The sequence below is a fragment of the Faecalibacterium sp. Marseille-P9590 genome (assembly GCF_017377665.1).
Classification (GTDB): Bacteria; Bacillota; Clostridia; order Oscillospirales; family Ruminococcaceae; genus Faecalibacterium.
This window is the reverse complement of sequence record NZ_JAFREF010000002.1, coordinates 15,551-35,992: the sequence shown is the minus strand read 5'-3', so window position 1 is coordinate 35,992 and position 20,442 is coordinate 15,551. Positions and strand designations below refer to the sequence as shown.

Here is a 20,442-nt window from a genome sequence, read left to right as displayed (position 1 = left end):
GTGACAGGAGTTAGAAAGGAATTCTTATTTTATGGATTAGGCTGAAAGGAGATTCTGAATGAGCAGATATAATACACAGGTATTAAGCAGTATTCGAATGCTTTGCCGGATGCAGAACATTGACGAGAAGGTTCTGTATGAAAGAGCAAAGCTGATTTTATCCATATATCGAGAGGTGTGCTGGTCTACCATTGATCGTGCGAATGATGTATGTGATACCCTTATTTGTACTTACGGTGACAGCTTAGATGGTGCATTGATTTATCTGGAGAACTTTGCTCCGGATGAAGCGAGAGAACGATTTGAAGAACGCATTCGCAGCTTATTTGAGACAAAGTGGATCATTGAACTGGTAGATATGGCTATGTTGAAAATCAGAGAATATCCAGATAAAGGCGCTCTGTACTGTGAGATTATCTCAAAGGCATATCTCAACCGCTTCAAGTACAGGGAATCAGAAATGCTGGAGGTTTTGAATATGGAACGCAGCACCTACTATGACCGAAAGAAAGAAGCGATACTGTTATTTGGTCTGTCACTTTGGGGAACAGCCATTCCTAAATTGAAAGATTTCCTGGAAAGTGCCCGGGAGGAAGAAGCATTGTGTTATTGTGAATGCTAAGACAGGATTTTAGTCCGACTAAAATCCGATGAAAATACGACGGTTCCCCTACTGAAAGTCCGACTTGTCCAGTGTTAAAATGGCTATGCTGGGAGATAGCGGCATAAAATTGAATAGAGAGAGTTACGCCTCGTGCCTGTAATGGGTACGGGGCTTTTTTTATACCTGCCTATTTTCCCCCATAATTAACACAAAGGCATGAACGAGAGCTTGGAGTAATTTACTCCGGCTCTTTTTTTATGCCTGCAAGGAGGACAGGCAGATGGCAAAGGGTATTGAGAATCGGGCACGATCTCCTCCCGCTGTTTTTGATTTTGCAACTTCACAAATTCAAAAACACGGAGGAACGAAAATGTATTACGACTTGGTTGAAAGCGGAAAAAGAATTAAAGCCTTGAGAAAGGAACATGGGCTTACACAGGAACAGCTTGCGGAGCAGTTAGGTGTTGCCGCAAACACCATTGCACGAATTGAAACCGGCAACAGAGGTATCTCTATTGATTTGGCAATCGAACTGGTTGTGCGCTTTGAGACAACCCTTGATTACATATTTTTAGGTCGTGAATAACCTCAAAACTATACCTACGAGGCAATAAAAACTTGCATGAGGAACAGGTACAATTTAGATACAGCCAAAGAAAATCGGCTGCTTGATCCTTGAAAACTGAATACACAGTCATCGAATACGTTCCTGTTGCCGGTGCGAGAGCATCAGCCACATCAGCGGTACGCCGAGACGTATCGGATAGAGAAACAGAACGACTTTCTTCTATAAATTAAGCGCTTGTCTCTCTCCCGATGCCAGCGATCAATACTGGCTTGTAAATATTGGGTTGCTCCCAATACGGCCATGAAAGCAACAGGATTAAAGATACTTCTCTACGGAGCTGGCGGAGAACCCGGCAGAGGTTAGATTCCTATGGAACTGATTCGCAATCAGTCGTTCGGTGATTCCCTGAGGGCGTAAGCCCTCTTTCCCAGGGGTGCGTGGCAAATATGGGACACATAGACTTTTGGACTGACTGCCTGATTCCTTTCTGGCAGTCAGTTATTACATAGCCAACGAAAGGAGGTCATGGCACATGATGAAAGAAAATTGGGTATATTGCCGTGGTGATATTTATTGCGCCAAGCTGGACCCGGTAGTTGGGTCGGAACAAGGCGGCATCCGTCCGGTTATCGTCATTCAGAACGATACCGGTAATAAACACGCTCCCACATTGATTGTGGCAACGGTCACCACCAGAATCCATAAGAAAGCGAATATGCCGACGCACTTTGTTATTTACGACAATCCTGCATTCAAAGAAGCGTCCGTTGTTCAGCTGGAACAGATTCGTACCATTGATAAAAGCAGGATTGATAATTACTTAGGTAAGGTAACGCCCCGTGAAATGGTAGCGATTGAGAAAGCCTTATCTGTCAGCCTGGCAATGGAACAGCTGAAAAAGCGTTCCCCAAAACATAAAGCAAAGAGAGCGAAGGAGTGAACATAAATGTTTGAAGAAAGAATCGCTGCCATGAATCAGCGCACCGAAGAAGCGATGGCTGCTAACGCAGTTCAGTTTGATAAGAGAACCTATACGGTTGATGAGATTCAGGATATTCTGGGCATCAGCAGAACCAGCGCATACAACCTTGTGAAAAAGAAAGTTTTCCATAGCGTCCGCATCGGTGGCAGTATCAGAATCTCCAAAAAGAGTTTTGATGAGTGGTTGGATCATCAAATGTAAGATTTGTCAAGGGCGTCGTACAACCCGGCGACAAACTTCAAAACATATTGAGAGTTCGATAAAATGTAGCCATGACAAGAAACACATGGCTACATTTTTTACATAGGAGGTTGTACGATGGCGGAAATGAGAAAACGCACGAGTATGTCTGTTCTGGAAATGGGCAGGATGCTCGGTCTTGGTAAAACGGAGTCATACTGGCTCATTAAGAAGAATTACTTCAAAACCATTCTTGTCGGCAACACCATGAGGGTGATGATCGACAGCTTTGAAGAATGGTATGCCAATCAGTTCAAATACCAGAAGGTCGATGGAACCCCTCCCGGCGAGGAATTGAAGAAAACTACATATTCAATGGAGGAGCTTGGACAGCGCCTTGGGCTGAAAGAAGCGACTGCTTACGAACTGGTTGCCAAAGGGCATTTTGATGTGGTCGATGTCCTGGGCAAGCGCAGAGTGACAAAGGAGAGCTTTGAAAGATGGTATGCTTCTCAAACCGATTACCGCACGGTAGAGGATCAGGAACTGGATGCAGATATTATGGCATCCACCTACGGTCTGCCGGAAATGGCAAGAATGCTTGGGGTACATCGTCAGACCATTTACTATATCGTTGCCAATGAAGATTTTGAGCTTATCAAGGTTGGCAGGTATAAGCGAGCTACCAAAGAGAGCTTTGAAAAATGGTATCACAATCAGACCCGCTACCAGTTAGCGGAAGATAGACAGGAAAGGAGCTGATTACATGGCATCTATCGTTAAGAGAAAAAAGAAGTATTCTGTGGTTTATACATACACCGATGAGAACGGCAACAAGCGTCAGAAGTGGGAAACCTTTGAAACGAATGCCGAAGCAAAGAAAAGGAAGTTGCAGGTTGAATATGAGCAGGAGTCCGGAACCTTTATTCCCCCTTCTGCTAAAACCGTCAATGATCTTTTGGATGAGTATATGTCAATCTATGGTGTGAACACCTGGGCGATGTCTACCTATGAAAGCAGAAAGAGCCTGATTGCAAACTATATTCGTCCCCTCATCGGTGATATGAAGCTGGAGGATGTCACGCCGAGAATCATGGACAAGTATTACCGAGATTTGCTTTCTGTCAAAGCGGTTTCTTCTAAGTATGTAAAAGCCCGTACAGAATATCTGACTCCGCATACTGTCCGAGAGGTTCACAAGACATTGCGAAATGCTTTCAATCAAGCGGTCAAGTGGGAATTGATGACCAGAAACCCTGTGGAGCACGCTACGCTGCCGAAAGAAGAACACAAGACCAGGGATATCTGGACAGCAGAAGTGCTCCAGAAGGCTCTGGAAGCCTGTGACGATGATATTCTTCGTCTGGCTATTAACCTTGCCTTCTCCTGTTCCCTGCGAATGGGCGAGCTTCTGGGGCTTACCTGGGACTGTATTGACATTTCCCCCACCAGTATTGAACTTGGTCAGGCAAGCATCTTCGTTGAAAAGGAGTTGCAGAGAGTAAATCGTGAAGCGATGGCAGATCTGGACGGTAAGGACATCATGTTCAAGTTCCCACCGACCTTCGCCAGTACGCATACCGCATTGGTTCTCAAAACTCCTAAGACCAAAACAAGTGTCCGCAAGGTGTTCTTACCGAAAACCGTAGCGGAAATGTTGGTACAGCGAAAGGCTGACATCGAAGAACTGAAAGACCTTTTCGGTGACGAGTTCGTAGACTTCAATCTGGTTTTCTGTTCTTCCAATGGCAAGCCGATTGAGGGGCAGGTTATCAACCGTGCTTTCAATAAGCTGATTGAGGAGAAGGGACTGCCGAAAGTGGTTTTCCATAGTCTCCGACATTCCAGTATCACTTACAAGCTGAAGCTGAACGGCGGCGATATGAAATCCGTTCAAGGCGATTCCGGTCATGCACAGGTCAAGATGGTAGCGGATGTTTACTCCCATATCATCGACGATGACCGCAGACTGAACGCTGAAAGAATGGAAGCTGCGTTCTACTCAGGCAGACAGGCAACGCCTGAGCCGGTTCAACCAGCCGCAACGGAAAGCTCCGCTGATGATAAAGAACTTCTTCTGAAGCTTCTGCAAAATCCGGAAATGGCAGCACTCCTGAAGTCGCTGGCAAAAACATTATAGTAACTGCAAGGGCAGATCCTTTTACATAGCTACAATAGCTGTAAAAGGGTCTGCCCTTATTTTTTTGTTATGGAGGTCAACGAGTATGGATAGAATCTTTATGGACGAGTATTACGAGCATCTGAGAGCTGACAATATCGAGGCATTTTCCAAGGAAAGGAACGACGAATATGTTGGCAGAGCTGAGGAATACAAAGCAGCAAAGTCGGCATTGCTTGAAGGATTGGGACTTGAGCATTTGTTTGACCATAGCCATGAACTGACTCCGAAAGAGAAAGAAATATGGATGCTGTTCGATAGGGTTGATGTAGCAGAGCTTCTTGCAAGGGATGCTTTTGCCAAGGGTGCTTATATGCTCGGCGCTGAGGATAGAGAGATTATGCTGAAATAAAAAAAGACCTGCTTCGGCGGGTCTAAATTACATAGAATCATTGAGTCTGAAAAACCTTTGAAATTCTTAATAATTCTGGTTGAAAAATTCATTTTGAAATGATATATAAAACAGACTGAAATCTGTGTCTAAGGACACCCGCACCCTCACACGAGAATGAATAGGATTTCCTATCATTTCGCATCACGAGAAGTTACATAGTGACATTTACTTGCACTTGCAACGTCCACCAAAAATCGAAAGACTTGCTAATTTCGAGCCAATCGGACGGTGTAAAATCCCTCTGAATTAGCTATCACAGCGTAGTATCAGATGGGATTTGAAATGCTGAAAAACCTTGTATTTCCAAGCATTTTTAAGCATTAGATGCCACTTCCCGATGTCGTATCGGGTCTACTCCTAAGGGGAAGGCCGCAGGTTCGACTCCTGTCTGGGACATATTGCAAAAACGCGAAGGACTTTTCTTTTAACGGGAAAGTCCTCCGCGTTTTATTTTATCCTCCCTGCGCAGTTTTCCACTTTTGACCCCTGTGCAGTTCAAAACCATAGTCATCCGGACACGACAAAGGCGGCTTCGATCTCTCGAAGCCGCCTTATCAACTGTGGAAGTGGAAACTCATTGGGTGAACTCAGTTTTCCAGCCAACCGTAATCAAATTCTGTAAAGTCGTGGATGTAGTGGTCTGCTCCCAGTGCCAGCAGCTCGGGCCCGTCTGCCGTCTCTCCGACGCCCACGATCCGGCCTGCGCCGTTTCGTTTTGCCAGAGCGATGGCGGTGACGCTGTCCTCGATGACCAAGCACTCAGAGAACGGAACACCCAGCCTCCGCGCAGCTTCCAGATGCATCTCGCCTTTGTCGGCATAGCTTCCGTCGTCGTACACGACGTCCTGTTGTTTCAGCCAGTGACCGATTGGAAACGAGTCAAAGTAGAAATCAACATTTGCTTTTATGGAAGCACTCGCCAGCGCGAACGGGATGCCGCGCTTCTGTAAGCCTTGCAGCAGCTCTTCAGCACCTGCTACGAGGTGTAAACTGGCAGGATCGTTCCTGCATGCCTCCCGGTACAGCGCCTCTTTCTTTTCTGAATACTGCTGGCGCTCCGCAGGGGTGAGCCACGGGGCCATGTTCTTCAGGATGACATCATTGCAGGGACCGCAAATCTTCGTCGATGCAAGAGGGCTTTTATCTTCGGGATGCAGTTCATGATAGATCTTTGACCACGCCTCCATGTGGAAGCGGGTATCAAAGAACATCGTCCCATTAAAATCAAGAAGTACCGCGTGCATTGTGATTCCGGCTTATGTCTTAAGCAAAGATGCCGAAGAATGCGCCGACCAGACCGATGACCAGCAGCAGAGCGATGCAGGTAACGGGCTTCCAGTTCTTCTTCTTCATCAGGAAGAACAGGCCGAGGGTCAGAGCCAGAGGGATCAGCTTGGGCAGGACGCCATCCAGAATGCTCTGGATAACGATGGGGCTGTCGCCGTTCTCGATGACGGTAGCAACGGTGGTGCCGCCGTAGTTGGAAGTCAGAGCACCGACGATGAAGACGCCCAGCATGGAAGCTGCACGGGTGAACTCCTTAGCGTTGGCAGTCAGGATGTCGATAGCCTTGGTGCCCAGGTTGTAAGACCAGTACATCAGGAAGAAGCGGCATGCGAACTGCACGATGTTAAAGATCAGCAGGAACAGGATGGGGCCAGCCAGCGAACCGTTGATGGCCATGTTCGAGGTGATACCTGCGGTGATGGGAACCAGAGTGAACCAGAAGATTGCGTCGCCGATACCGCCCAGAGGACCCATAGCGGCAACACGCACGGCACGAATGGTTTCGATGTCAGCCTTCTGCTGCTCCAGAGAGAGGATGATGCCCATGACGAAGGTGACCAGGAACGGGTGAGTGTTGAAGAACTCCAGGTTGTGCTCCATGGAGAGCTCCAGGTCTTCCTTGTTGTCTGCGTGGATCTTCTCCAGACCGGGCAGGATGCAGTACAGCCAGCCGGCGGCCTGCATACGCTCGTAGTTGAAGGATGCCTGCAGGTTCAGGGAACGAAGCACCATCTTGTTCAGCGTAGCCTTATCCAAAGGCTGCGCGGGAGTCAGATTGTTGTAATGAGTTGCATTAGATGCCATCTTCGTCGTCGCCTCCATTCGCAGCAAAACCAGAACCAGCAGCCTGCTTGATAGCAACGCGAGTCTGGTAGTCATACAGAGCGATCGCAACACCAACGAATGCGATCAGCAGCAGAGCAGAACCGGACAGCTCGGGGATGTAGCCGATGATGGTTGCCAGAGCGAAACCAGCAAAGTAGATGCCCCAGAACTCGTTGGAGAGCATGATGCGCAGCAGGGTTGCGAAACCGACGAAGCGCATCATACCGCCAGCAGCGCCCAGACCAGCCATGATCCATGCATACTTGGCGGCCAGGTTGCTCAGGGTAGTACCCATTGCAGAGCCGCCCAGCATACCGAGGGTGCAGACGATGGCGAACAGCAGGCCCAGAAGAGCCATTGCCAGATAGTTCAGACGGACAATGCCCTTAGTGTCGCCCTTTGCTGCCAGCTGGTCAGCCTTGGACATCATGGGGGACATGAGGGTGAACAGGAAGGTAACCATGTACTGGCCGATCAGAGCGAAGGGAACTGCCAGACCGACAGCAGCGGTGGTATCCAGATGAGAAGAGATCGCAAACACGGTAGCCATGACGCCGCCGATGACTGCGTTTGGCGGCTGAGCGCCGCCGACAGGCATGTTACCGATGGTCATCAGCTGGTAAGTACCGCCAACGATCAGACCGGTGGGAAGATCGCCCAAGATCGCACCGATGACAGCACCGGAAACGATAGGCTGGTACAGGGATTCCAGGAAATCAAACTGGTCGATGGCGACGATGAACACCCACACAAAGACCAGAATGATCTGAAGTGCACTAAAGCCCATAATAAATACTCCTTTTCAAGTATTTTCGAAAGCACCCGGAAAGCTTACTTGAACAGCTTTTCGATGTTTTCAGCGTGTTCGGTAGGAACGCGGCGGATCTCCAGTTCCACACCAAGCTCCTGCAGCCGCTTGAACGCAGCCACATCGGCGTCGTCAACTGCGACAGAACCTGCCACCTGGCGCTTGCCTTCTGCCATGTGCATGTTGCCGATGTTGACTTTCTTGATGGGAACGCCACCCTCCACCAGCTTCACGACATCCTGCGGGTTCTCGCAGACGATGAAGATCAGCTGCTTGGCGCTGGCCTTGTGGATGGTATCGATCGTCTTCTGGATGGTCCAGTAACGCATTGCAGCGTAGGCAGGAGCGGCCATATTCATCAGGCCCTGACGCAGGCTGTTGCCAGCCACCTCGTCGTTGGCCACCAGAATAAGGTTTGCACCAATGGCGCCACACCACTGCGTTGCGACCTGACCGTGAACAAGACGGTTGTCGATCCGCGTAAGAACAATGTTCGGCATTCTCAAATTCCTCCTTGAGTTTTTTGTCTGAGTTTCCAATTCAGAGTAACTACATTATAGGCTATATTTGAACAAATGTCTTTATATTTTTTAACAAATTGTTTCGAAAAAACGGTTAAATTCGGTGAGTCTCATTACAATCTACCAAAAAAGTATAAATAAGACTAGTCAAAATGCCAAAAAAATGATATACTTTTTCAGTAAGGAGGGATTTGAATGCAACGCGAAACTTCCAACGACAGTTTTCTGGACTACGGCTCGGTCTACCACCAGCCCATCGACCGCGAGCACCCGGAGCTCATTCACCAGACGATGGTTGCCATCACCCGCCGCTATGTCTCCCAGTTCTACTGCTTCAACTGCGATACCTATTTACAGGTAAAGAGCGGCATTGGCGTTCTGCTGGTCTCCCACACGGCGGAGGCTGCCGATGTGCAGGAGTTTGCGATGAACAGGCTCATCCACATCAAGCCAAATATCTACTTCGCCGTCGTCTCCACGACCCAGAAGCTCGAGTACGACCTTTACGCCGAGAGCAGCTACTTGCTGCATATCACAGACTTTCCTTCCCAGTACGAATTTCTGGCCGTCCTGCCCCGCATCGAGATACAGAAAATTCTGGGCTACTACTACCGCATCCGCACTGAGAACTACTGTTTCCATGGTGAGCGGCACGATTTCTTCGAGCTGACCTACGTGGACACCGGCGAGCTGGAGACCGAAGTGGACGGCACGCTCTACCACTTAAAAGAAAAAGACCTGATGATATACGGCCCGGGCCAGTTCCACACCCAGTACACCGACGAAGAGCACAGGGCCTCCTATATGACCATCCTCTTCGATATGCGCAACCTGACTCCCGTGGAGCGGGAGGTCTGGTATGACGCCCTCATCAACCGGGTGTTCCACTACGACCAGAAGATAAACACCTTATTAAAAACCTTCGTCCGGGAGAGCACCACCGGCATCCCCTATATGAACAGCCTGATGCTCTGCCTGCTGACCGAGACCATCATCCGGCTGCTCCAAGGCACCTATGCCTCCCCCATGGCCCCCGCCAGCAGCACGGCCCACCAGAGCGCCATGGACGAGCTGTTCGACCGCATCATCGCCTATATCGACGACAACATCTACGACCCCCTCACCATCCCGGAGATCTGCGAGCATTTCTCGCTGTCCCGGTCCGCTCTGCAGTTGCTGTTCAAGAACTCGGTGGACCAGTCGCCCAAAAAGTATATCAACGACAAGAAGCTGGAGCGCAGCTGTCAGATGCTCCTCGAGAACCGCTATACCATCAGCGAAATTTCGCTGCGTCTGGGCTACAGCTCCATCCATTATTTCTCCAAGTCCTTCAACATGAAGTATCACATGTCCCCCAGCGAATTCGTCAAGCAGAACTGTCAGAGCAGCGTCTGATACCCATTATATATAAGGAAGGGCGTTCCTATGAATATCGGCATCCTCGGCACTGGCTCCATCGCCCGCACGATGGCAGCAGAGTTTGCAAAGGTCCCTGCGTTCCGCTGTGAGGCGGTCTGCTCCCGGCAGCAGACCACCGGCGAGGCGCTGGCACAGCAGTTCGGCATCCCGAAGGTCTACACCGACTATGACGCCATGCTGGCCGACCCGGACATTGAGCTGGTCTATATCGCCACTCCCAACAGCCTGCACTATGCACAGACCAAGGCAGCGCTTCTGGCCGGAAAGAACGTCCTCTGCGAGAAGCCCTTCGTCCCTACCGTGGCGGAGGCTGACGAGCTCATCGCGCTGGCGAAAGAGAAGCACCTCTTCCTCTTCGAGGCCATCACCACGGCCCACCACCCCAACTATGCACTTGCAAAGCAGTACCTCGACGACATCGGTTCTCTCCGCATCGTCTCCTGTACCTTCTGCCAGTATTCCAGCCGGTACGATGCCCTGCTCTCCGGGCAGGTGCCGCCGGTATTTGACCCGGCCTGCTGCGGCGGCGCACTGATGGACCTGAACCTCTATAATGTACATTTTGTGGTGGGGCTGTTCGGCGAACCCATGCTGGTGAGCTACCATCCGAACCTCTACCGGAACGGCATCGACACCAGCGGCATCCTCCTGCTGGAATACCCCGACTTCATCTGCCAGTGTACCGGCGCGAAGGACTGCGCCGCGCCGGGCAGCGTCCAGCTCATCGGCGACGCGGGCCGTATCCTCATCGAGCCGGGCAGCAGCAACTGCCAGAAGCTCCGCCTCGTCCGTCCCGGACAGGAAGATATTTGCAGCGAGTACAGCGAGTCGCCGTGGTTCTACGAGGTGGCGGAGATCGCCATGATCCTGGCCCTCAAGGACTATGATGCCTGCTACGCCGCACTGAAAAAGACCCGGCAGGTGGTCACCGTTCTGGAAGCCGCCCGGGAGGATGCACAGCTGGGCTTCTGAGCTTTCAACCGCAAATGACAAACTCTTTGGCGTTTTTTGCTCTTGCCAAATTAGCCAAGACTATCTATAATAAAGATGAATCGTTAAACTCTTAACGCTTTTTGAAGAAGGTAAAGTTTTGGGAGGTTTTACTATGTCCTTAGTTACGACCAAAGATTTGATGCTCGACGCTCAGAAGAACCATTACGCCATCGGCGCGTTCAATGCCGAGAACATGGAGATGGTGCAGGCCATCATCGCCGCTGCTGAGGAGCTGCGCGCTCCCGTCATCGTCCAGACCACCCCGGGTACCCTGAAGTACGCTTCTCCGGCCATGTTCCACGCCATGGTGGCCGCAGCCGCTTCTGAGGCAAGTGTCCCCGTCGTGATGCACCTCGACCACGGCAGCAGCTATGAGCTGGCCATGCAGGCATTCCGTGCCGGCTACACCTCCGTCATGATCGACGGTTCTCACCATGTGTTTGAGGAGAACATCGAGATCACCAAGTCCGTTGTCCGCGCCTGCCACTCCGCCGGTATCCCGGTGGAGGCTGAGCTGGGCAAGGTCGGCGGCAAGGAAGACGACCTTGACGGCGGCAATGGCAACGGCTACACCGTCCCCTCCGAGGCTGCTGAGTTTGCAGAGCGCACCGGCGTCGATTCTCTGGCTGTCGCCATCGGCACTGCCCACGGCGTCTACAAGGGAACTCCCAAGCTGGATATGGAGCGCCTGAGCGAGATCCGCAAGGTCGTGTCTGTGCCTCTGGTGCTGCATGGCACCTCCGGCGTGCCGGATGACGCTGTCCGCGAGTGCGTCGCACGCGGTATGTGCAAGGTCAACTACGCCACCGACCTGCGTATTGCCTTCAGCAAGGGCCTGAAGGAATACCTCGCCAAGGACCCCGAAGTCTTCGACCCCAAGAAGTACAGCGCCGTCGGCCGCGAGTACGTCAAGGAATACGTCAAGAGAAAGATCCTGGTCTGCGGCAGCAACGGCAAGGCTTAATCACATAAAATCGCAGCGGGAGCGGATGTCCTTCGGGATGTCCGCTCCCGCTTTTTGCTGCACAAATGACAAGGCCCCCGCAGAATGCCGAACATTCTGTGGGGGCCTTGCCGTTATGAAAGAAAGGTAAAAGTAGCAAATATGGGGGAATGCCGCCTTATTTCAGCAGGCTCTGGACTGCGTAGCGGGAGATGGTGATGACGACCTTGGGGGCCACCTCTACGCGGAGGGTGTCCTCGTCGTCGATGCTGACCACCTTGCCGTAGACGCCGCCCGCGAACATGATGCGGGAGCCGACTTTCAGCTCCGTGTGTACCTCACCCAGCTCCTTGCGCTTGCTGCGCACGTTCTTGGCCGAAATGGCGTAGAGGATGAGGCCGATGATGCTCATGAGCACGGCCAGCGTGATGCAGGTCCAGATGATAACTTCCCAGTTGATCGTCATAAATCAGATCCCGTCGCTTTCTTCAGATTCGGTCTCGGCAGTGGCAGCCTCCAGCTCAAACAGAGCGATGCAGTCCCTGCCGGTTTCGATAAGCTCGTCTGCCAGCGAACGGGGATCGTCCTCCATGTCCAGCATGGTCACGGCGGTGACGATCATGGGCAGGTTGGTGCCTGCGATGACTTCGATTTTCTGCTCCGGGCGTGCATACTTGCACTCCACAGCAGTCTTGAAGGGAGAGCCGCCGGGCAGGTCGGACAGCACCACGACGCCGTCGCAGCTCTTGAACTCGTCAAAAGCGGCGTTGAACTTCTCGGCCAGCTGCTCGGGAGTCATCCCCTCTTCAAAGTTGATGTAGCGGACATAATCATTTTCGCCCGCGATCATCTGCGCAGAGGTGTGGATACCGTCTGCAAAATGGCCGTGGCCGGTAACTACCAAACCGATCATACTCGTTGCCCTCCTGATTTTATGACGTTGTTTTGATTATTTCAGCGTGTAGGGGTACAGAGTGACGCCCTTGACCACGCGGTTCACCTCGCCGGTGGGGCAGGGGTTATCCGGGGTGATGCCCAGAGACAGGGACTTCATCAGAGCGATGGTCTGTGCGAACAGGATGAAGTCCAGACCCAGCAGGACGTTCTCCATATCGGCGCCGACCTTGATCTGGACGGGATAGTCGGCCAGCTCCTCGATGCCCTCGCAGTCGTGGTTGTAGACGACGGCGATCTTGTTGCCCTTGCGCTGGTGTGCCATCTCCTTGACCAGATCCAGCTCGTAGCGGCGGCGGTACTCGTCATCGCTCAGGTAAGCGACGGTCAGGGTGTTGTTGTCGATGATGGACTTGGGGCCGTGGCGGAAGCCCAGCTCGGAGTCGTACATGGTGGCCACCTTGCCGGCGGTCAGCTCGAGGGTCTTCAGAGCGGACTCCTGAGCGACGCCCTTCAGGCCGATGTTGCCCAGATAGACGATGCGGTTGTAATCGAACTCGTCCACGATCTTCTGTGCCAGACCGAACTGGTCATCGAGGAAGTGCTGACCGGCGACAGCCAGCTTCTCCACCTCAGCGGTGATCTCGTCCAGCTTGTCGAGGTTGAAGGCCAGATAGGTAGCCAGATACATATTGCTGTAGCTGGAAGTCATGGCGAAGGACTGGTCGTGGGTCTCGGGGGTCAGGTTGATGGCGAAGCAGTTGTGACGGGTGTTTGCCAGCTTGGACAGAGTACCCTCGTGGTTGCAGGTCACAAACAGGTGATACAGGTTCTGGCAGACGACCTCAGCGGCCTCCACATTGCCCAGAGACTCGGGGGAGTTGCCCGAACGGCCAAAGTTCACCAGCAGGGTGGGCTTGGTGCGGGAGAGGAAGTTCTCGGGGGAAGGCACGAGGTCGGTAGAAGCGTAGGACTTGACCTTGAAGTCGTACTTGGGGTTCAGGGCCTGGAACAGGGAGTTGCCGACAAACTCGCTGGTGCCGGCACCGGTGAGGACGATGTCGAAATCATCCTGCTTGACGACCTGATCGATAAAAGCCTGAAGCTCATCCTTGCAGGCAGCGAGCTGTGCGCAGGTCTTGCGCCAGGTGGCAGGCTGCTGATAGATCTCATGGGCCGTAAAGGTGGAAGACGTCTCCTTCATCTTCTCATCGGTCAGATTAAAAATGCTCATCCTAAATCTACCTCCTAATGGACACGGTAAAACTTTTTCTGATAATTCCATAGCAGAGCTGTTCCGCTCTCTTTTGTTTGTTATATCACAACCAAACCGCAGAAAACAAGGGGGTAACTGAAAGCCATAACTTTTTGGTTGAAAAAGACAAACCAGCCGCCGCGCATCGGCCTGTCAGGCCGTTTTCTCCATCATTTTTATCTCTTTTTGCCGAAACGAATAACAAATCGATTGAAAATTATAAATATTTTTCCGAAGCCGTGCGGTATAATGAAATTAAGCTATCGACCCCAGAAGGAGGGCATTTAAAATGGTAATACAAAGCAAAAAGGTCTGGCTGGCAGACCAGTTCGTCCCTGCTGCCATTGAGGTGAATGACGGCAGGATCACCGCCATCCTGCCCTATGGCACCAAGGATGTGGACGACGATTACGGTGACAAGCGCATCGTCCCCGGCTTTATGGACATCCACTGCCACGGCGCCTACGAGTTCGACACCAACGACGCCAACGAGGACGGCCTGCGCTACTGGGCAGAGCACATCGTCTCGGAGGGCGTCACCAGCTTCCTCGCCACCACCATCACCCAGAGCGTAGAGGTGCTGACCAATGCTGTCACCAACGTGGCCAATGTCATGGAGAGCGGCTACGACGGCGCAGAGATCCTGGGCATCCACTTCGAAGGCCCCTATCTCGACATGAAGTACAAGGGCGCACAGCCTGACCAGTACATCGTCAAACCCACCATCGAGCAGTTCGAGCACTACCAGAAAGCGGCCCGCGGCCACATCCGCTATGTCACGCTGGCAACGGAGCATGACGAGGACTTCGCCCTCACCCGCTATCTGACGGCCCACGGCGTGGTGGTCAGCATCGGCCACAGCGGCGCGACCTACGAGCAGGCTGTCATGGCCTACGCCAACGGTGCGCGCTCCATGACCCACGTTTATAACGGTATGTCGCCCTTCAACCACCGTGCAAACGGTCTGGTGGGCGCAGCTTACCGCATCCGCACCATGTACGGCGAGATCATCTGTGACGGCTGCCACTCCACCCCCGCTGCTCTGAACAACTACTTCATGAGCAAGGGTCCCGACTACGCCATCATGGTCTCCGACGCCCTGATGGCCAAGGGTACGCCCGTGGGCAGCAAGTACCTGTTCGGCGGCAACGAGATCATCATCTACCCCGACGGCAGCGCCCATCTGACGGCCACCGGCGGTCTGGCAGGCTCCACCCTGAACATCAACAAGGGCCTGCGCATCCTCGTGGAAGAGGCTCTGGTCCCCTTCAACTACGCTCTGAACGCCTGCACCATCAACCCGGCCAAGTGCCTGCATCTGGACGACCGCAAGGGCTCCATCCAGGTGGGCAAGGACGCCGACCTCGTGGTGCTGGAGGATAACTACGACGTCCTGCAGACCTACTGCATGGGCCAGCCCAAACTTTAATGAAAACCATTCAACGCATACACCCAAGCAAACACGAAGGAGATAGCAAACATGAAACACCCGCTTCAGGAAATGATGGACAAGCGCCGCCAGGGCATCCGCTGCGGCATTCCCTCTTATTGCAGCGCCAACGAGCTGGTCATTGAGATCGCGCTGCGCCGCGCCAAGGAGCGCAACATCCCCGTCCTGATCGAAGCCACCGCCAACCAGGTCAACCAGTTTGGCGGCTACACCGGCATGAAGCCCGCCGACTTCTACCAGATGGTCCTGAAAATGGCCAAGGACATCGACCTGCCCGAGAACATGATGATCCTGGCAGGCGACCACCTCGGCCCCCTGACCTGGCAGAAGCTGCCCGAGGCCGAGGCCATGAAGAACTCGGTCGAGCTGGTCTACCAGTATGCCCGCGCAGGCTTTACCAAGATCCACCTCGACACCAGCATGAAGGTGGCTGACGACGCTCCCGGCCTGCTCAAGACCGAGGTCATCGCACGCCGCGGCGCGCAGCTGTACAAGGCAGCTATGAAGGGCTACGAAGAACTGAAGGCCGAGAAGCCCGATGCAATGCGTCCCGTCTTCGTCATCGGCAGCGAAGTACCCATCCCCGGCGGTGCTACCGAGGCTGAGGACACGCTGGCTGTCACCAGCCCCGATGCTTTCCGCGACACCGTTTCCACCTACCAGCGCGTCTGGACCGAAGAGGGCGTGGGCGACGGCATGAAGGATGTCATCGCTGTGGTCGTCCAGCCCGGCGTCGAGTTCGGCGACGAGCAGGTGTTCGACTATGACCCTGCCGCCGCTGTGGACCTCTGCGCAGCCCTGAAGGAGTTCCCGAACATCTGCTTCGAGGGCCACTCCACCGACTACCAGACCGCCACCGACCTGTACAACATGGTCACCGACGGCATCGCCATCCTCAAGGTCGGCCCGGCCCTGACCTACGGCCTGCGTGAGGCCCTGTTCTCCCTGAGCATGATGGAGAAGGAGCTTGTCCCTGAGGAAAAGCGCGCCAACTTCATCGAGACTCTGGACGCCGTCATGCTGGCCTCCCCTGCAAACTGGGAGAAGCACTATCACGGCGACGAGAAGCATCTGGCACAGTGCCGCAAGTACAGCTACTCCGACCGCGCCCGCTACTACATCGGTCAGCCCGAGGTGGTCGCCGCCATGAACAAGCTGTTCGACAATCTCCGCGAGTACCCCATCCCGATGAATATGCTCCACCAGTACATGCCCATCAGCTACGCAAAGATCCGCGAGGGCAAGCTGAAGCTCGACCCGCGCGAGCTGGCCATGGACGGCATCGTGCAGTTCATGCTGGACTACGAGAGCGCTGTCTGATTTTTTGAACGACCCGAATCCCCCTTTTATCCAACAAGGAGACTATGAGCCATGAAACAGTTCCAGTATACCATCAAAGATGAACTCGGCGTCCACGCACGCCCCGCCGGCCTGCTGGTCAAGCTGGCCAAGCAGTACACCAGCGCCATTACCATCGAGAAGAACGGCAAGACCTGCGATATGCGCAAGCTGATGGCCGTGATGGGCATGGGCATCCGTCAGGGCGAGACCATCACCGTCACTGCCGAGGGCGAAGACGAGGCAGCTGCCATTGAGGCTGTCGAGAAGTTCCTGACCGAGAACGTCTGAGCCTTATAGCAATACAAAAGGACCGCCGTGCAGCTGCACAGCGGCCCTTTTTATTTATAAGAGCTTGATAAAATACAGAATCGCCATCAGGACGATGGCACCGCCCGCCACAGCAAGGAAGCTGCGGTCTTTTTTGCCCGGCTCCGGCGCAGGGGCGGCAGGCTGCTGCCCCTTTTTCAGCGAAGTGATGCCGTCGCCAAGCTTCTTGCGCTGCGGGTTATTGTTCCGGCGGTAGATGCGGTTCAGGGTCCCCATGTAGCGGCTGTAGTCCTCGGGTTTGGGCGGTTCCTGTGCCGTCTCCGGCTCTTTCTTTTCGTTTTCGTCCATGCGTTCCTCCGGGCCTTACAGCAGGCTCAGGGCCTCTTCATCGGCCACGAGGATGCAGTCGGGGTGCATCTGCAGGATGGAACCCGGGCATTCGGGGGTGACGGGGCCGGAAACGACAGCCTTGACGGCCTTGGCCTTTGCCAGACCGTTGGCGACCACCAGCACCTTGCGGGCCTGCATGATGGTCTTGATGCCCATGGTGTAGGCCTGCTTCGGCACAAGGTCCTCGTTGCCGTCGAAGAAGCGCTTGTTGGCCTCGATGGTGGCGGGGGTCAGGTCCACACAGTGGGTCTCCAGCTCAAATGCCTCACCCGGCTCGTTGAAGCCGATGTGGCCGTTGGGGCCGAGGCCCAGCAGCTGCAGGTCGATGCCGCCCACGCTGTGGATGATGTCGTTGTACTTAGCGCAGGCGTCGGCCGCGTCGGGGTTGGTGCCGTCGGGCAGATGGATGGCCTCGGGGCGGATGTTCACATGGTCGAACAGGTTCTTGTGCATGAAGCTCCAATAGCTTTCGGGGTGCTCTTTGGGCAGGCCGCGGTACTCGTCGAGGTTGACGGTGGTCACTTCGGAGAAGTCGAGGTCGCCCTTGTTATACCACTCCACCAGCTGTGCGTATGCGCCCACAGGGGTGCCGCCGGTCGCCAGACCCAGCACACAGTTCGGTTTCATGATGACCTGCGCGGAGATGATGTTTGCCGCCTTGCGGGACATATCTTTGTAGTCTTTTGCACGAATGATCTTCATTGGTAGAACCTCCTGATGCATTTTTGCTATCCTATTGTTTATTATATCACACTTTTTGCCAGTTTCCCTCATTTCATGTTGCAATTTTGTGTCATATTTTTATAATTTTCGGTTATTTATCGGAAAAGCAGGAGGTTTGTAAGGATGCCGAGGACGAAAATATGGGCGGGGTAGAACCAGTAGAACGCCCACTGCTCGAGTTTGGAGCTGCCGCCCCGCTCGCCGCTGTAGAACCAGACCAGCCCGAACGCCAGCGGTGCCACCGGCTCGAAGAGGGAGAACACTGCGCCCGCGATGCACTGCGCTCTTTTGTCCTTCCGGGTCATGTAGAGGGCGAGGATGAGGGCCAGCCCCAGCACATCGTAGTCACAATGGAGCAGCGCCGCCGCGAGGAAGCAGGCTGCCGCCCCGAGGATGCCTTTCAGCGCCGGCATCCCCTCCGGCGTCTGGTATGTATCCAGAGCCTTCATGGCCAGCAAGCCCAGCAGCAGGGTGAAATAGACATTCTGATGTCCCCAGTAGACGCCGGAGAAGAACGCCCAGTCGAAGGGCCACTCACTGATGAGTGCGAAGCCCAGCATCCGCAGGGCGTATTTTTTGAAATCGTGGGTGTGGAGAAAGCCCTCCACCAGCAAGAAACAGTAGATGGGAAACGCCAGCCGACCCACCAGCCGCAGAACGCCATCCAACTGAACATCCCCCTGCCAGAACGCTCCCTGCTTGAACAGGCCGTTCTCGAGCAGGGACGCGCCGATGTGGTCCAGCAGCATCGACAGACAGGCAATGCGTTTCAGAGCCGTGCCGCTGAGGGAAAAGTCCGGGCGGGAAAGTGTGTTGTTTTGCATTTTGTCAGACCTCACATTTGAACTGTCCCAATTATATCGGTTTTGGGGGATCGTTTTCAACCATTTTCCCTTCCTGCGTGAAAAAAGACCTCCCCGCACCATTCGATACAGAGAGGTCTTTTGTTGTTATCTTCTCACCACAGCCGGATGACCTTGATGACGCCCTCAGCCTTGTCACGGGCGATTTCCAGATGTTTCTGCAGGGCATCGGCGGCGGTGTTCCAGTCGCCCTTCAGGGCAGGCTCGAGAATTTCCAGATGCTCTTCGCAGGTCTGCTCCCGGTTGATCATACTCACCTTGCCGGTCATGATGCGGAAACGGGTGTTCAGGCCGGTGATGCGGTCATAGGCCGAGCGGAGATACTTGTTGGGCAGAGTGCTCATCAGCAGCTCGTGGAAGTCGTCGTCCGACTTGCAGAAGTCGTCGATGACGTCCGGCTCGTGCATCATCTGCACAAAGTGTTCCAGCTCCTCCCGGGGAATGTCTGCACCGTAGGTGCGCAGCGCATAAGGCTCCACCAGCAGGCGCATCTCGAACATGCTGTGTACGTCCTCCTCGGTGATACCCGACACCATCAGGCCCTTCTTGGGCAGGATGGTGATGAGTCCTTCCTGTTCCAGGCGGCCCAGCGCATCCCGCATGGGGGTACGGCTGATGTTGCCCATCTCGGCGCAGAGCTTCTGCTCGTTCAGGAACTCGTTGGGGCGGTACTCACAGTTCAGGATCTTGGTTTTCAGGTACTGATACGCCTGTAATTTCAGGCTCAGCTTTGCCTGTGCTTCCGTCTCTTTCATCTTCTTCTTCCTCTTCTCCAGTCTATCTCCGGTCGGATGTTTCGTTTTCTGCTTGTATCCCTGAAACCATCCAACTATCATCTCGATTTTATTATCACACAATAGGTTATTTTTTACAAGAGTTTCTGCTGAAATTTGGCTTGATTTCCGTTTTGGCCAAATATCTTAACTCATTTTTGCACATTTTTCACAACGGATTTTGTGCTTGTTGCCAGCGTTTGGCTGTTGTTTTGCATCGAAGGATAAAATATGGTACACTACAGACAGAAAGAAGGTATCAGCATCATGGCACGAAGCGACGGCTACAACACCAAGACCCGCCAGCTCATCCTGGATTATCTCATCCGCAACCGCCAGCACGCGGTCAGCGCATCCAATATCCTCGAGCATCTCGAGGCCGAGGGCGCCAGCCCCAACCCCACCACCGTCTACCGCTATCTGGACAAACTGGCCGGAGAGCAGCGGGTGATGAAATACGTCGCCGACAAGGGCGAAAAGGCCGTGTTCCAGTATGTGGACGAAGGCCGTCACTGCCGGGAGCACCTGCACCTCAAGTGTGTGCGGTGCGGGCGCATCTATCATCTGGACTGCCACTTCATGGACGAGGTGCGCGCCCACCTGATGGCAGAGCACGGCTTCACGCTGCAGTGCGAGGGCAGCGTTTTGTACGGTTTGTGCCGCAGCTGCGCTGCAAATGAGGCCGAAGACGGGCAGGCTGCACAAACCTGTAAAAATTGCTGCGCAGATGTTGACACGGACAAAAAGCAGTGATACAATTTCTGCATAAAAAGCGATGAACGG

The 20,442-nt window shown here is 53.6% G+C and carries 26 protein-coding genes and 1 other annotated feature (1 of these 27 running past the window's edge); of the genes, 15 read left to right on the top strand and 11 right to left on the bottom strand.

Annotation, left to right across the window (positions count from 1 at the left end):
- Window positions 1–58: 58 nt before the first annotated feature.
- The 7 genes from J3349_RS02840 to J3349_RS02810 all read left to right on the top strand — a co-directional run bounded on the left by J3349_RS02840 (window position 59) and on the right by J3349_RS02810 (window position 4,865).
- Window positions 59–622: a hypothetical protein gene (locus tag J3349_RS02840; protein ID WP_002304412.1), complete on the top strand. Its 564-nt coding sequence runs from the start codon at window positions 59–61 to the stop codon at window positions 620–622.
- Window positions 623–884: 262 nt separating this feature from the next.
- Window positions 885–1,190 (top strand): helix-turn-helix transcriptional regulator, encoded by a 306-nt coding sequence (locus J3349_RS02835; RefSeq protein WP_002304413.1) that lies wholly within the window; start codon window positions 885–887, stop codon window positions 1,188–1,190.
- A gap of 514 nt (window positions 1,191–1,704) precedes the next feature.
- Window positions 1,705–2,112 carry a type II toxin-antitoxin system PemK/MazF family toxin gene (locus J3349_RS02830; protein ID WP_002578938.1) on the top strand — a complete coding sequence of 136 codons (408 nt, stop codon included), beginning with the start codon at window positions 1,705–1,707 and terminating at the stop codon, window positions 2,110–2,112.
- 6 nt (window positions 2,113–2,118) lie between these two features.
- Window positions 2,119–2,355, top strand: coding sequence for a helix-turn-helix domain-containing protein (locus J3349_RS02825; RefSeq protein ID WP_002304418.1), 237 nt, complete (start codon window positions 2,119–2,121; stop codon window positions 2,353–2,355).
- A 117-nt stretch (window positions 2,356–2,472) separates the two neighbouring features.
- The gene (locus J3349_RS02820) at window positions 2,473–3,096 is read left to right on the top strand and encodes a helix-turn-helix domain-containing protein (RefSeq protein ID WP_002304420.1); all 624 of its coding nucleotides are present in this window, start codon (window positions 2,473–2,475) and stop codon (window positions 3,094–3,096) included.
- Between the two features lie 4 nt (window positions 3,097–3,100).
- Window positions 3,101–4,474 carry a site-specific integrase gene (locus J3349_RS02815; RefSeq protein WP_002304423.1) on the top strand — a complete coding sequence of 458 codons (1,374 nt, stop codon included), beginning with the start codon at window positions 3,101–3,103 and terminating at the stop codon, window positions 4,472–4,474.
- Between the two features lie 85 nt (window positions 4,475–4,559).
- Window positions 4,560–4,865: a hypothetical protein gene (locus tag J3349_RS02810; protein WP_002304425.1), complete on the top strand. Its 306-nt coding sequence runs from the start codon at window positions 4,560–4,562 to the stop codon at window positions 4,863–4,865.
- Window positions 4,866–5,494: 629 nt separating this feature from the next.
- On the opposite strand, the gene J3349_RS02805 is transcribed toward J3349_RS02810, so the two are convergent.
- The 4 genes from J3349_RS02805 to agaV are packed head-to-tail and all read right to left on the bottom strand — an operon-like array spanning window position 5,495 to window position 8,327.
- Window positions 5,495–6,151, bottom strand: a complete 657-nt coding sequence (locus J3349_RS02805; RefSeq protein ID WP_158396479.1) for an HAD family phosphatase — start codon at window positions 6,149–6,151, stop codon at window positions 5,495–5,497.
- 19 nt (window positions 6,152–6,170) lie between these two features.
- Complete coding sequence (locus J3349_RS02800; RefSeq protein WP_158396477.1) at window positions 6,171–6,998, bottom strand: PTS system mannose/fructose/sorbose family transporter subunit IID; 828 nt, start codon at window positions 6,996–6,998, stop codon at window positions 6,171–6,173.
- Window positions 6,988–7,806, bottom strand: coding sequence for a PTS sugar transporter subunit IIC (locus J3349_RS02795; RefSeq protein ID WP_158396476.1), 819 nt, complete (start codon window positions 7,804–7,806; stop codon window positions 6,988–6,990). Before J3349_RS02795 ends, J3349_RS02800 begins: the two co-directional genes overlap by 11 nt.
- Window positions 7,807–7,850: 44 nt before the next feature.
- Complete coding sequence (gene agaV / locus J3349_RS02790) at window positions 7,851–8,327, bottom strand: PTS N-acetylgalactosamine transporter subunit IIB (RefSeq protein ID WP_015565947.1); 477 nt, start codon at window positions 8,325–8,327, stop codon at window positions 7,851–7,853.
- Between the two features lie 216 nt (window positions 8,328–8,543).
- On the opposite strand from agaV, the gene J3349_RS02785 reads away from it, so the two are divergent.
- The 3 genes from J3349_RS02785 (at window position 8,544) to fba (ending at window position 11,724) form a co-directional block, all read left to right on the top strand.
- The gene (locus J3349_RS02785) at window positions 8,544–9,743 is read left to right on the top strand and encodes an AraC family transcriptional regulator (protein WP_158396474.1); all 1,200 of its coding nucleotides are present in this window, start codon (window positions 8,544–8,546) and stop codon (window positions 9,741–9,743) included.
- Between the two features lie 30 nt (window positions 9,744–9,773).
- The gene (locus tag J3349_RS02780; RefSeq protein WP_207676396.1) at window positions 9,774–10,739 is read left to right on the top strand and encodes a Gfo/Idh/MocA family oxidoreductase; all 966 of its coding nucleotides are present in this window, start codon (window positions 9,774–9,776) and stop codon (window positions 10,737–10,739) included.
- 133 nt (window positions 10,740–10,872) lie between these two features.
- Window positions 10,873–11,724: a class II fructose-1,6-bisphosphate aldolase gene (gene fba, locus J3349_RS02775; protein ID WP_207676395.1), complete on the top strand. Its 852-nt coding sequence runs from the start codon at window positions 10,873–10,875 to the stop codon at window positions 11,722–11,724.
- A 157-nt stretch (window positions 11,725–11,881) separates the two neighbouring features.
- On the opposite strand, the gene yajC is transcribed toward fba, so the two are convergent.
- The 3 genes from yajC to J3349_RS02760 are packed head-to-tail and all read right to left on the bottom strand — an operon-like array spanning window position 11,882 to window position 13,831.
- The gene (gene yajC / locus J3349_RS02770; RefSeq protein ID WP_207676394.1) at window positions 11,882–12,169 is read right to left on the bottom strand and encodes a preprotein translocase subunit YajC; all 288 of its coding nucleotides are present in this window, start codon (window positions 12,167–12,169) and stop codon (window positions 11,882–11,884) included.
- A gap of 3 nt (window positions 12,170–12,172) precedes the next feature.
- Complete coding sequence (gene agaF / locus J3349_RS02765; protein WP_149794804.1) at window positions 12,173–12,616, bottom strand: PTS galactosamine/N-acetylgalactosamine transporter subunit IIA; 444 nt, start codon at window positions 12,614–12,616, stop codon at window positions 12,173–12,175.
- Window positions 12,617–12,652: 36 nt separating this feature from the next.
- Window positions 12,653–13,831 carry an SIS domain-containing protein gene (locus J3349_RS02760; protein ID WP_158396470.1) on the bottom strand — a complete coding sequence of 393 codons (1,179 nt, stop codon included), beginning with the start codon at window positions 13,829–13,831 and terminating at the stop codon, window positions 12,653–12,655.
- Between the two features lie 77 nt (window positions 13,832–13,908).
- On the opposite strand from J3349_RS02760, the gene J3349_RS02755 reads away from it, so the two are divergent.
- From J3349_RS02755 to J3349_RS02740, 4 genes are read left to right on the top strand one after another with little or no spacing between them, the layout of a single operon-like run.
- Window positions 13,909–14,148 (top strand): hypothetical protein, encoded by a 240-nt coding sequence (locus J3349_RS02755; RefSeq protein WP_207676393.1) that lies wholly within the window; start codon window positions 13,909–13,911, stop codon window positions 14,146–14,148.
- A complete protein-coding gene (gene nagA / locus J3349_RS02750) occupies window positions 14,142–15,281 on the top strand; it encodes an N-acetylglucosamine-6-phosphate deacetylase (RefSeq protein ID WP_158396468.1) in 1,140 nt (379 codons plus the stop codon). The genes J3349_RS02755 and nagA overlap by 7 nt, the downstream gene beginning before the upstream one ends.
- 51 nt (window positions 15,282–15,332) lie before the next feature.
- Window positions 15,333–16,622: a class II D-tagatose-bisphosphate aldolase, non-catalytic subunit gene (locus J3349_RS02745; RefSeq protein ID WP_207676392.1), complete on the top strand. Its 1,290-nt coding sequence runs from the start codon at window positions 15,333–15,335 to the stop codon at window positions 16,620–16,622.
- 51 nt (window positions 16,623–16,673) lie between these two features.
- Window positions 16,674–16,931, top strand: coding sequence for an HPr family phosphocarrier protein (locus J3349_RS02740; protein ID WP_149794799.1), 258 nt, complete (start codon window positions 16,674–16,676; stop codon window positions 16,929–16,931).
- Window positions 16,932–16,985: 54 nt separating this feature from the next.
- Here the strand turns inward: J3349_RS02740 and J3349_RS02735 are convergent, their stop codons facing one another.
- The 4 genes from J3349_RS02735 to J3349_RS02720 form a co-directional block, all read right to left on the bottom strand.
- On the bottom strand, window positions 16,986–17,258 hold the full coding sequence (locus J3349_RS02735) for a hypothetical protein (RefSeq protein WP_207676391.1): 273 nt from the start codon (window positions 17,256–17,258) through the stop codon (window positions 16,986–16,988).
- 15 nt (window positions 17,259–17,273) lie between these two features.
- Entirely contained in the window at window positions 17,274–18,002 is a 729-nt protein-coding gene (gene nagB, locus J3349_RS02730; RefSeq protein WP_015565936.1) for a glucosamine-6-phosphate deaminase, read from the bottom strand.
- A gap of 116 nt (window positions 18,003–18,118) precedes the next feature.
- On the bottom strand, window positions 18,119–18,847 hold the full coding sequence (locus J3349_RS02725) for a TraX family protein (RefSeq protein WP_207676390.1): 729 nt from the start codon (window positions 18,845–18,847) through the stop codon (window positions 18,119–18,121).
- Window positions 18,848–18,981: 134 nt separating this feature from the next.
- Complete coding sequence (locus tag J3349_RS02720) at window positions 18,982–19,641, bottom strand: GntR family transcriptional regulator (RefSeq protein ID WP_158403001.1); 660 nt, start codon at window positions 19,639–19,641, stop codon at window positions 18,982–18,984.
- Window positions 19,642–19,926: 285 nt separating this feature from the next.
- Between J3349_RS02720 and J3349_RS02715 the strand changes: the two genes are divergently transcribed.
- Entirely contained in the window at window positions 19,927–20,412 is a 486-nt protein-coding gene (locus J3349_RS02715; RefSeq protein WP_015565933.1) for a transcriptional repressor, read from the top strand.
- Between the two features lie 13 nt (window positions 20,413–20,425).
- Window positions 20,426–20,442 (top strand) — a binding site (T-box leader) (it continues 253 nt past the right edge of the window).

Coding starts and splice junctions, on each gene's coding strand:
- J3349_RS02840 (WP_002304412.1), top strand. CDS start 59: ATGAGCAGATATAATACACAGGTATTAAGCAGTATTCGAATGCTTTGC.
- yajC (WP_207676394.1), bottom strand. CDS start 12,169: ATGACGATCAACTGGGAAGTTATCATCTGGACCTGCATCACGCTGGCC.
- J3349_RS02720 (WP_158403001.1), bottom strand. CDS start 19,641: ATGAAAGAGACGGAAGCACAGGCAAAGCTGAGCCTGAAATTACAGGCG.
- agaF (WP_149794804.1), bottom strand. CDS start 12,616: ATGATCGGTTTGGTAGTTACCGGCCACGGCCATTTTGCAGACGGTATC.
- J3349_RS02760 (WP_158396470.1), bottom strand. CDS start 13,831: ATGAGCATTTTTAATCTGACCGATGAGAAGATGAAGGAGACGTCTTCC.
- J3349_RS02785 (WP_158396474.1), top strand. CDS start 8,544: ATGCAACGCGAAACTTCCAACGACAGTTTTCTGGACTACGGCTCGGTC.
- J3349_RS02740 (WP_149794799.1), top strand. CDS start 16,674: ATGAAACAGTTCCAGTATACCATCAAAGATGAACTCGGCGTCCACGCA.
- fba (WP_207676395.1), top strand. CDS start 10,873: ATGTCCTTAGTTACGACCAAAGATTTGATGCTCGACGCTCAGAAGAAC.
- J3349_RS02805 (WP_158396479.1), bottom strand. CDS start 6,151: ATGCACGCGGTACTTCTTGATTTTAATGGGACGATGTTCTTTGATACC.
- J3349_RS02815 (WP_002304423.1), top strand. CDS start 3,101: ATGGCATCTATCGTTAAGAGAAAAAAGAAGTATTCTGTGGTTTATACA.
- J3349_RS02820 (WP_002304420.1), top strand. CDS start 2,473: ATGGCGGAAATGAGAAAACGCACGAGTATGTCTGTTCTGGAAATGGGC.
- nagA (WP_158396468.1), top strand. CDS start 14,142: ATGGTAATACAAAGCAAAAAGGTCTGGCTGGCAGACCAGTTCGTCCCT.
- J3349_RS02795 (WP_158396476.1), bottom strand. CDS start 7,806: ATGGGCTTTAGTGCACTTCAGATCATTCTGGTCTTTGTGTGGGTGTTC.
- J3349_RS02715 (WP_015565933.1), top strand. CDS start 19,927: ATGGCACGAAGCGACGGCTACAACACCAAGACCCGCCAGCTCATCCTG.
- J3349_RS02735 (WP_207676391.1), bottom strand. CDS start 17,258: ATGGACGAAAACGAAAAGAAAGAGCCGGAGACGGCACAGGAACCGCCC.
- nagB (WP_015565936.1), bottom strand. CDS start 18,002: ATGAAGATCATTCGTGCAAAAGACTACAAAGATATGTCCCGCAAGGCG.
- agaV (WP_015565947.1), bottom strand. CDS start 8,327: ATGCCGAACATTGTTCTTACGCGGATCGACAACCGTCTTGTTCACGGT.
- J3349_RS02830 (WP_002578938.1), top strand. CDS start 1,705: ATGATGAAAGAAAATTGGGTATATTGCCGTGGTGATATTTATTGCGCC.
- J3349_RS02825 (WP_002304418.1), top strand. CDS start 2,119: ATGTTTGAAGAAAGAATCGCTGCCATGAATCAGCGCACCGAAGAAGCG.
- J3349_RS02725 (WP_207676390.1), bottom strand. CDS start 18,847: ATGCAAAACAACACACTTTCCCGCCCGGACTTTTCCCTCAGCGGCACG.
- J3349_RS02810 (WP_002304425.1), top strand. CDS start 4,560: ATGGATAGAATCTTTATGGACGAGTATTACGAGCATCTGAGAGCTGAC.
- J3349_RS02745 (WP_207676392.1), top strand. CDS start 15,333: ATGAAACACCCGCTTCAGGAAATGATGGACAAGCGCCGCCAGGGCATC.
- J3349_RS02800 (WP_158396477.1), bottom strand. CDS start 6,998: ATGGCATCTAATGCAACTCATTACAACAATCTGACTCCCGCGCAGCCT.
- J3349_RS02780 (WP_207676396.1), top strand. CDS start 9,774: ATGAATATCGGCATCCTCGGCACTGGCTCCATCGCCCGCACGATGGCA.
- J3349_RS02835 (WP_002304413.1), top strand. CDS start 885: ATGGCAAAGGGTATTGAGAATCGGGCACGATCTCCTCCCGCTGTTTTT.